This is a genomic window from Sphaerospermopsis aphanizomenoides BCCUSP55 (assembly GCF_001586785.1).
GTDB classification, from domain to species: domain Bacteria; phylum Cyanobacteriota; class Cyanobacteriia; order Cyanobacteriales; family Nostocaceae; genus Sphaerospermopsis_A; species Sphaerospermopsis_A aphanizomenoides_A.
Window position 1 is genome coordinate 1 of sequence record NZ_LUFH02000154.1, and the last position, 9,643, is coordinate 9,643.

Below are 9,643 nucleotides of genomic sequence, written 5' to 3' on the forward strand. Positions count from 1 at the left end.
GTGTGGGGTGTGGGGTGTAGGGGAGAAAAATAAATTCTTACCTCTGCCTTTTACCTTTTGCCTTTTGCCTCCAATTACCCATGACAAATTACCAACACTCCCATCATACCGTTAGAGATGGTGTAGTGTGTGGCATTGGCAAAACCAACTTGACGCGCTATTTCCACCTGCTGTCTACCTGTGGGGAAGCGGTCTAGGCTGGGGCTAATATAAGCGTATTCTTCTCTGACACCTAAATTAGTGGCCACGGGAACGACGAGGTGATCCAAATACCACTGCTGAAAAGTGCGAAAAATGGGATTATCAGGACGATGGAAGTCCAAAATAGCGGCTTTGCCACCTGGTTTGAGGACACGATGTATTTCTTGGAGGCTACGGGGAATATCTTTAACATTTCTTAAACCATAGCCCATCGTGATGGCATCAATTTGATGATCGTCAAAGGGCAACTCTAGCACGTCAGCTTCTATCCAATTGATATTCGGTTGGGGATCATAAGTTTGGCAACGTTGTTTAGCTGTTTCCAATAAGTTACAGGAAAAATCTACACCATATACTTTTCCTGTCATTCCTACATATCGTGCTAGTCGAAAAGTTAAATCACCGCTACCGCAACACAAATCTAAGCAAGTATCTCCTGGTTTAGCTGCACTCCATTTAACAGTCATTTCTTTCCATATTCGGTGTTGTCCCAAACTCAACCAATCGTTTAATTGGTCATATACAGGGGCAATACGGTTAAAAATGTCACGAATTTCGTTAGTCATGAGGAACAGGGAATAGGGAATAGGGAATAGGGAATAGGGAACAGGGAACAGGCAATAGGCAATAGGCAATAGGCAATAGGCAATAGGCAATAGGCAATAGGCAATAGGAAACACGGAAGAAATAATTATTTATTCTCCCCATCTCCCCATCTCCCCCACACCCTACTTTCTATAACTACTCGATAGGGCGATCGCTACTAATTCTACTGAGAGATGAATCAGTTTGAGTTCATCTTCTCTCAAAGAACAAGGTTGTCGCCACTGTAGGGATAATACTCCCAACATTTGCTGGCGATAGATAATCGGAATAATTAAATGTGCTTGTACTCCTGTTTCTTGGTAGTAAGCAAGAGTATTGAGATTAGGGTCTTTAGGTATATTTAAGGAGGATTGGATTTTACCAGTTGTGATCGCCTCTCTTGCTAATGCATCTTGGGATAGCCAATTTTCAATCACTCCCCGATCACTGTAAGCACCTTGAGTAACAGCTAATGTATCCCCTTCTATCAGTTGTACAATACAGCCATCGGCAGCAAAACTTTCACTAAAAGCTTTAGCGATGGGAATTAGGGTGTCCTCCAGACTGGAAGCAGCTTGTGTTACTTCCACTAAAACACTCAGTAAATGCATTTGAGCATTAGCGCGGCGTAGTTCTTCTGTTCTTTGTTTTAGCAAATCATAGGTTGCTGCTGCTCTTTGCACCACTTCCTTGAGTTCTCCAGAGTCCCAAGGTTTAGTGATGTACTTGAAAACCTGACCGGCATTAATAGCTTCCACCAAGTCTTCAATATCAGTAAAACCAGTGAGTATAATTCTGACTGTATCGGGAAATTGTGGTAAAGTCCGGCTCAAAAATTCTGTTCCTTTCATTTCTGGCATCCGCTGATCAGAGATGATCACTGCCACTTCACCTTCTTGTTCCAACAATTGCAGCGCGTTTACACCACTGTCAGCTTTGAGGACATTAAAGTCACGCCGAAAGGTGCGATACAGCAAATCCAGATTATCTGGTTCATCATCAACTACAAGAATTTTAAGTTTTTTGCTACGTTCGCGGGTCTTTGATGAAGATTGAACTGCATCAACTTGAAGATTAGGGTTATTCATAAATTTGTTTTATATCTTCTTCACAATTTTGTTATATTCCATACCGGGCAAAGTTGAGAATGATAGATAGGGTTTAAGGGTGTAGGGGTGTAAGGGGAAGAAAAGGTTGTAGAGTGTGGAATGTGGGGTTTAGAGGAGCGCAGGAGAGGAATTTTCCCTTTTCACCTATCGCCTCCTAAATTCCAGGAATTAATTTTGTACAAGCACTTGGAGATTACAATAAGATTTGCTTCTCAGATTAAGCTGTAACATATTGTAATTACACCTTAGATAGATGAGAGCAGGTACTAAAGCCGAGACTCAAGGCTGATACCAACACGCAAATCAATGGGTTAAAAATTACCTAGCATCTTATTAAGTTGAAGTTTACACTTTAGATTATGACTGAACTACCATCCAACACTCAAGATACTGATAATACTGTTAACGATACAGCACAAGAATTATTAGTCAAGTTAAGGCAAAAACAAGGTAACTGGGTAGAGTGGGGAATGGCGATCGCCTACCTCCAAAAAAACGGTTACAATCCTCAAGAAATCTTTGAAGCTACTGGGTTTGAGCCGATCCAACAAAACCAGGTGATTGTTGGCGCTCAGGTTTACAGTTGTTTAGAAAAGTTTGGTGCATCAGCAGCCACACGCGCATACTATGGCACAAGAGCTAGTGATATTCTCTACGAACTACGCCTACTGACTCAAGAAGACAGAGCCGCTGCCGCAGACCTGATTTTTATTCATCAACTCGATGTAGATGAAGCAAAAGAGATAGCCAAAGCAGTTAAAGATTTTTCTCGCTTTTCCACCCCACCACAAGGTTTTACCAATCATCCAGGAGATGCAGTAGCTTATCAAGCGTGGAAACTAGCCAGACAAAACTCTGATTTACAACAGCGATCGCGTTTAATTGCGAAGGGTTTACGCTTTGTTCATTCGCCAACAGCCAGGAAACAAATCGAACAACTGCTAACTGATTTTACCGTAGTTCCCCAACGTCCAGCCCCAATTCTTCCCTTTTTCCGTCTAGAGTCAGACGAAGACTTACCCAGGCTTGTAGCTGTAGTGGGTGAGTTGCCATTGACACCGAAAGATGTACGTTCCGTACCCCTAATTACGGAAATTCAACCATTTCGCATTGTCAAGTTTGCCGGAGAACAAGCTTGGGTATCTTTACCAGGTTGGCAAGTATTACAATCTGCGGAAGATCCAGTAGCAATTGTGGCTAATGGCGATATTTTCCCCAGTTCTACGCAAACAAAAATAGAACCAGTGTTAGTGGTGATAGACCGCGCTCAAAGAGAATGGGATGCGTCTAGTTACTTTGCATTTGATAATGCTGGAGAAGTTGATTTTCAATGGTTTGAAACTGCACCGGAAAATACTTTGTTAGGCAAAATCATCATCATTTTACGTCCTAAGAAAGTTCTCGATGAAGAGTTTACCAAAGACTCTTGGCAGATTGACGAATAAGAATCAATTGATAATTGATAATTGACAATTGACAATTGATAATTTTTTAATTGACAAAAGTTCAGGATTTTAGTTCTCCTGAACTTCTTGTTAAAGGTTTAAAACCTCTCCTTTGAAGAGAAAAAAATAAAAAAATTCCGATTTTTCAATCCTCTTCCTTCCAGGGAAAGGTAATGTAAATTGTCCACTATTGAAAGGGGTTTCACTGTTAACTATTCCATCTTTTCTGTCACCTGTCACCTATCACCTATTCCCGCACCGATAAAGTTGATAGGGAAATTGACCGATACGATAGTGCTGGGTAGGTTCTATATTACAAGTGATTTGCCCAGCAATTTCTAATTGTGAGGAGTAATCTTTTTTTCTCATTCCTGAACCGACAAACCATAAATTCAATTGAGAAATTTCAGATTGAGAAAGTTGAGTCATTTTGTGACTTAGAGACGATAAATCAGTAGATTTATACACGAAAGCTAAACTATCAGTATTTAATGAATATGATTTGTTGATGATTTCTTGGTTTCTCAGTTTTTCTAAGGCCAAAGCAAAACTTAATCCTGCTGCGACATCTTGATAATTGTCGTATTTGATTACCAACATCAAAGGTACATCAGGTTCTAGATTCATATTTTTAGCAACTTGGTCAGGGAGAAAAGGTTTTTGAAAGGTTAAATTATTAACAACCAAAATACAACTGACCATACCTACAATTAAAAAGATAAATTTTGTGGTTCTGACTTTTTCTAAACTTGCTGCCAGCAGAGCGCAAAAACCAGGATAATAGACAAAGCTATAACGGGGAACAGCCGTAATATCTTTACCTAATAAATAAGCAATAATAAAAGATTGTAGTAACACAAACAAAGTAAAACTTAACAGTGTAAATGTAGACAAATGAGTTGTACTTTCTAACCATAGGAATTTTAAACTTTTTAAAACTTGTCTACCCACCCAAATAGCAAAAACAACCATTAATAAAATACACACAATCTGAATTAATAAAGGCTGATTTTCTACTGGTAGAGTAATAATCATTAATATCCAGTTGACCAGAGTTTGATAAATAGGTTCAATGTGATGAGGTGATGGCAACCAGTTAGTTTCTGACTTGGTAAAATGGTTTGATATTAGTAATATCCAGGGAATGAAGCTAATAATAATACCGCTGGTAGAGATAATTAGATATAAACAAATTTGCGTAAGTTTGATAATTTTTTCTCTGCCGTGATAAATCAGAAGTGACAAAGTGGCTATTTCGGCGATAAAAGCAAGAATAAAAAAGTAGTGAACATAAAGACCAATACTATTAATAATTGACCAGAATAGCCAAAATCTAAATTTCGCACTCTGCCTTGTAAAGATATCTTGCTGAATTTTTATGAGCAATAATAATGATAAAATTATCAAGAGCATAGGTAAAGTATAATGCCTTGCTTCTTGAGAAAGGTAAACAGCAAAGGGGGATAATGCCATGAACAATGCAGCAATGATTCCAGATGTGGGAGAAAAAGCAATACTATTAACTCCATAAATGCCTATAATTGCAGCTACACCAAATAAAACTGGAAGCAAGCGCAATTTTTCCACCCAATCTGTACCCAAGGGTTGCAACCACCCCAACCAACTGTACATACCGCAAAAAAACAGTGGTGGATGGGTAGAATAATTGGCAATATTTTTGGCAATTTGAGAACAGCTAACTCCTGGTTGAAGAGTAAAAATTTCTTGTAGCTGATGGAGAGGAAAAACTACATCTAAAGGTATATCAAGGTAATTTTTACCCAAGCTAAAAATAGCAGTAATTATTTCATCTAGCCACAGGGGTTTTAAGCCCAAATGCCAAAAGCGCAAAATAGCCCCCAGTGCGATCGCACCAGTTAAACCCAGATAATGTAGATAAAGTTTACGATTTATCATTTAGGTTTAATTTTCCCCCTCTTTCCTTACCCCATCACCCACAAGTATTAAATGCTAAAAAATTTAAGTTGTGATTGAAGAAGTAAAAAGTAAAAGGCAGAAATAAGAAGAATTTATTTTTCTTCCCTACATCCATACTCTTACATCCTCACATCCTGCTATAGCATTTCCTAGTCTGGTGAAGTACAAAATCATCTGCGTTTATCTGCGTCCATCTGCGTTTAATTATTGCAGCTTGTACCTTATATGAATGGTAATTGCTATATCACGAACTTTGATAACTAACAACTTAGGTTGATAGACATAAATAATAAATCAATATTGTTCATTTTTGTTCTTTAATCATCACACTCAAAGTCTAAATTTTGAATATGTCAAAAGATAATTCTACAGTTAGAGTCACGCCAGAGAATCTAGAATCAGCAGATACTCAGCCATCACCTGTTGCTAAGTTACGAGAACATATTGTCAAAATTCGTGATAGTCTGCGACCGGGACAAAAGCAAATGGCTAACTGGGAATCAGGCCCCTTAGCTGTATCTGCTGTTCCTGGTGCGGGTAAATCTACAGGAATGGCGGCTGCGGCGGCCATAGCCATCGCTCGTCAGTATCAGTATTCCCTATCCACAGGGAAAAATTATCGTCGTCAGTTGGTAGTTGTTACCTTTACCCGTTCTGCTGCTGCTAACCTCAAATTAAAAATCCGCGACAAGCTGAAAGAACTATCCTTACCGCAAACAGGCTTTGCTGTGTATACCCTGCACGGTTTAGCCTTAAACATAGCCAACCGTTATCCTGACTTATCAGGTTTGCAGTTAGATAACGTCACATTAATTACTCCTAACCAAAGTCATCGCTTCATCCGTGCAGCCGTAGAACAATGGATTACCAAACATCCCGGACTTTATCGCCGCTTACTAGAAGGTCAACAATTTGATGGTGAAGAAACAGAAAAATTACGTCGTCAGTCAGTGCTACGTACAGAAATATTACCAGATTTAGCTTATACCGTCATTCATGAAGCTAAAAGTTCGGGAATATTACCAGAAAAACTTTATCAATGGAGTGAAAAAACCAAAGATCCTTATCAAATTTTACGAGTTGCGGCGGGATTGTATGAACAGTACCAAAAACTCATGGCTTCCCAAGACTTCATCGACTACGATGATATGATTTTAGCTGCTTTGCGGGTGTTAGAAAATCCTAGCGCCCGACGGATAGAACAAAAACAAATTCTCGCAGTTTTTGAAGATGAAGCCCAAGATTCTAGCCCATTACAAACGCAACTTTTAGAAATTTTGGCTAGTGAAGCAGATGGGGAAAATCCTGGTTTAGAACTCAGCACACAGCACTCAGCACACAGCAATCAGCACTCGGTACTCAATCTAATTAGAGTTGGAGATCCTAACCAAGCGATTAATTCCACTTTTACGCCGGCTGACCCAATTTATTTTCGAGAATTTTGTAATCAGTGCGATATTAATCAACGATTAGCGACAATGAATCAAGCTGGTCGTAGTAGCAAAATTATTATTGATGCAGCTAACTTTGCGTTGGAGTGGGTAAATAGTCAATGGTCAAATAAAACTATCAACGGACAAACACCATTTCTCTCCCAGAAAATTGAAGCTGTGAATATTGACGACCCCCAACCAGATGCTAATCCTGCACCTGTTGGTCAAGGTTTAGAATTATATAGTCCTTGTGATATTCATCATACCGTTGAGTTAATTTCCCAGCGAGTAATTGCATTATTTACTCAAAATCCCGATGCCAGTGCTGCTGTTTTAGTTCGAGAAAATCGTCAAGGAAGATGGTTAGCAGCGGCTTTAGAACCTATTTGTCAAGAACATAAAATTAGACTTTATGACGTGGGAGAAATGGAAAGACGTTCTCATGTACCGCAGGAAATTTTATCATTATTGCAATTTTGCGATCGCCCCCATTCTCCTGATTATTTAAAAGCTACTCTCCAAGTTTTAGTACAACGTCAATTAATTCCTACCCAAGACATTAACACCTTAGCCAGTGTCCCAGAAGAATTTCTATATCCTGGGCCTTTAGCCACACCGCAAACAGAAATCGTGCAGAAAGCTGCTCATTTATGCCGCAGTTTACTTCGCGCTCGTTTAGAATTGCCCATATATCAAATTATTCCCTTTTTAGCCTTAACCTTAAATTATGACCAAGCTGAATTAGCTACCGCAGACAAACTGGCAGAAAGGGTAAACCTGCAAATTTGGGGTAATAATTCAATGGCTTCAATGCTGTCAGCTTTAAGTGAAATCGTTAATTCTGAACGTTTTGAACCAGTAGATACAGAAAACTTAGAAGCACAATATACCAAAAAGGGACAACTAACAATTATCACCATGCACAAAGCCAAAGGCTTGGACTGGGATTATGTTTTTCTACCCTTTTTGCATGAAAACTTAATTCCTGGGAAATTTTGGATTCCTCCCCAAAGCCAATTTTTAGGAGATTTTACCTTATCAGAAGTAGCACGCGCCCAAATTCGTACTGGACTTCATCAACCCACAGAAGCCATACCCAATGTTAGCCAAGCTTGGGAACAAGCCAAATACCTAAAAATAGCTGAAGAATACCGATTATTGTATGTAGCCATGACTAGAGCAAAAAGACTTTTATGGATGTCTGCGGCGCAACAAGCACCATTCACTTGGAGTAAACCCAATAATTTACAAGCTTCCGCCCCTTGTCCTGTGTTTGCGGCTTTAAAACGCCAGTTTCAGTAGATTGAATTGTTAATTGTTAATTCACCTGATGGACATCAAATCACGATTTAAAAAATATCTTCCTTATCTATCTTGGTTTTTTATCTTACTCGCTATCATTGGCAATATCTATCAATATCGCCAACATCAAGCAGAGCAAGCTTTAGAAAAAGCCAAACAACCAATCAAAGAACGCTTAGAGAATGCTTTTCAACAATCTAAAAAACTTAAGCAACAAACCAATCAGAAAAAAGCCGAAATTGAGAAAATGAATAAACTAGCTGAAGAATGTTTGAAAAAAGTTAAACCTGACGCAATTGAATGTCAGAATTATATAGGGCAATCAGTTAAACTTATGGCTGAGTTTGATGTACTGATCGAAGAGAATAAAAAATTACTGGATAGTATTAATAAAGATTATTGTCTTGTCTATCCAGATTCAAAGGAAAGAGATTGCCAGCAGGTAAATACCAATTAAAAATTAAGCCACTCTTGCCAATCATCAATTACTAATCACCAAGACTGGGAACAAACTCAGGGTAAAAACAGTAAATAAATTTGTATCTAAATATTTTTTGACAGCAACACTATGTTATCTCATCTGAAAAATAACAGTAAATTATCTCAATCAATTGTTATCACCCTCGCTCTGGCTGGTCTGCTCACTGGTGGACTAAATATTGCTAAAAATAATACAGCGGTCGCTCTTCCTCGCTCAGAACAAATATTAATAGCCCAAAATACTTTACCCAGCAATATTTCTGCGACGGTGCTGCGGGACACTTCCCTGCGTTCTGGGGTGAAAATTGCGGATTTGAAAATTACTCAAGCCACAGCAACAACCTTTGGCAATCGTTGTATGTTTGAATTTAAAGAAGCTTGTACTAGAGAATACAGACCTATTCAGGGTTGGGTAGTCCTGGTCGCAGTGAAAGGGCAATCTTGGACTTATCATGTTAGTCAATCTGGCCAAATTGTGATTGACCCCAAAATAGATATCTCTGACGTTGCCAAACTGTCAAAACCTATTGCTAATAAAGTGATCGCAGACGCGGCTAACCGTGCTGGTGTACCAAAGAGTGCTGTAAAAATTACTCGCTCTACTCAAAAAATCTTCAGTAATTCCTGTGTGTTCAATTTCGGTGAAGTCTGTACTCAGCAATATGACCCTGTGGAAGGTTGGGAAATAATTGTGAAGGTAAGAGGAGAATCTTGGACTTATCACGTAGATAAATTCGGTTCGCAAATTGTAATTGACCCAAAAGTGACAAATACTCAGGGTGTCAAACTACCAGAAAAAATTGCCCAAAAAGTTTTGAGTGATGCTTATAAACGTTCTAATGTCCAAACTGTGGCGATAAAAATCACTCGGTCTGTCCAAAAAACTTTTGGTAATGCCTGTGAGTTCAACTTTGGTGAAATCTGTACTCAACAGTTTGATCCTATAGATGGTTGGGAAGTGGTTGTCAGAGTTAACAATGAATTTTGGACTTATCATGTAGATCGCACAGGTTCACGTATCGCTTTAGATCCAAAGGTGACAGCTAAGAGGTGACAGGTGACAGGTGACAGGTGACAGGTGACAGGTGACAGGTGACAGGTGACAGGTGACAGGTGACAGGTGACAGGTGACAGGTAAGAAGAAGCAGGG

The 9,643-nt window shown here is 39.1% G+C and carries 7 protein-coding genes; 4 read left to right on the forward strand and 3 right to left on the reverse strand.

All coding sequences use genetic code 11. The features are described 5' to 3' along the window. Window positions 1-74: 74 nt before the first annotated feature. The gene (gene ubiE, locus A0J48_RS24880) at window positions 75-767 is read right to left on the reverse strand and encodes a bifunctional demethylmenaquinone methyltransferase/2-methoxy-6-polyprenyl-1,4-benzoquinol methylase UbiE (RefSeq protein ID WP_200327263.1); all 693 of its coding nucleotides are present in this window, start codon (window positions 765-767) and stop codon (window positions 75-77) included. Between the two features lie 162 nt (window positions 768-929). Further along, window positions 930-1,874 carry a response regulator gene (locus A0J48_RS24885; RefSeq protein ID WP_200327264.1) on the reverse strand — a complete coding sequence of 315 codons (945 nt, stop codon included), beginning with the start codon at window positions 1,872-1,874 and terminating at the stop codon, window positions 930-932. Window positions 1,875-2,254: 380 nt separating this feature from the next. Between A0J48_RS24885 and A0J48_RS24890 the strand changes: the two genes are divergently transcribed. Then, window positions 2,255-3,340 carry a RuBisCO accumulation factor 1 gene (locus A0J48_RS24890; RefSeq protein ID WP_200327265.1) on the forward strand — a complete coding sequence of 362 codons (1,086 nt, stop codon included), beginning with the start codon at window positions 2,255-2,257 and terminating at the stop codon, window positions 3,338-3,340. Window positions 3,341-3,583: 243 nt separating this feature from the next. On the opposite strand, the gene A0J48_RS24895 is transcribed toward A0J48_RS24890, so the two are convergent. Next, window positions 3,584-5,257 carry a glycosyltransferase family 39 protein gene (locus A0J48_RS24895; protein WP_200327266.1) on the reverse strand — a complete coding sequence of 558 codons (1,674 nt, stop codon included), beginning with the start codon at window positions 5,255-5,257 and terminating at the stop codon, window positions 3,584-3,586. Between the two features lie 371 nt (window positions 5,258-5,628). Here A0J48_RS24895 and A0J48_RS24900 point away from each other — a divergent pair, with 371 nt between their 5' ends. The 3 genes from A0J48_RS24900 to A0J48_RS24910 all read left to right on the forward strand — a co-directional run bounded on the left by A0J48_RS24900 (window position 5,629) and on the right by A0J48_RS24910 (window position 9,547). Then, window positions 5,629-8,013 carry an ATP-dependent helicase gene (locus tag A0J48_RS24900; protein ID WP_200327267.1) on the forward strand — a complete coding sequence of 795 codons (2,385 nt, stop codon included), beginning with the start codon at window positions 5,629-5,631 and terminating at the stop codon, window positions 8,011-8,013. A gap of 28 nt (window positions 8,014-8,041) precedes the next feature. Beyond that, entirely contained in the window at window positions 8,042-8,470 is a 429-nt protein-coding gene (locus A0J48_RS24905; protein WP_200327268.1) for a hypothetical protein, read from the forward strand. Window positions 8,471-8,581: 111 nt separating this feature from the next. Continuing rightward, a complete protein-coding gene (locus A0J48_RS24910; protein ID WP_200327269.1) occupies window positions 8,582-9,547 on the forward strand; it encodes a hypothetical protein in 966 nt (321 codons plus the stop codon). The last annotated feature ends 96 nt before the right edge of the window (window positions 9,548-9,643 follow it).

Bases quoted from the DNA above. Each gene is read 5' to 3' on its own strand.
- A0J48_RS24905 (WP_200327268.1), top strand. From the start codon at position 8,042: ATGGACATCAAATCACGATTTAAAAAATATCTTCCTTATCTATCTTGG.
- ubiE (WP_200327263.1), bottom strand. From the start codon at position 767: ATGACTAACGAAATTCGTGACATTTTTAACCGTATTGCCCCTGTATAT.
- A0J48_RS24890 (WP_200327265.1), top strand. From the start codon at position 2,255: ATGACTGAACTACCATCCAACACTCAAGATACTGATAATACTGTTAAC.
- A0J48_RS24895 (WP_200327266.1), bottom strand. From the start codon at position 5,257: ATGATAAATCGTAAACTTTATCTACATTATCTGGGTTTAACTGGTGCG.
- A0J48_RS24885 (WP_200327264.1), bottom strand. From the start codon at position 1,874: ATGAATAACCCTAATCTTCAAGTTGATGCAGTTCAATCTTCATCAAAG.
- A0J48_RS24900 (WP_200327267.1), top strand. From the start codon at position 5,629: ATGTCAAAAGATAATTCTACAGTTAGAGTCACGCCAGAGAATCTAGAA.
- A0J48_RS24910 (WP_200327269.1), top strand. From the start codon at position 8,582: ATGTTATCTCATCTGAAAAATAACAGTAAATTATCTCAATCAATTGTT.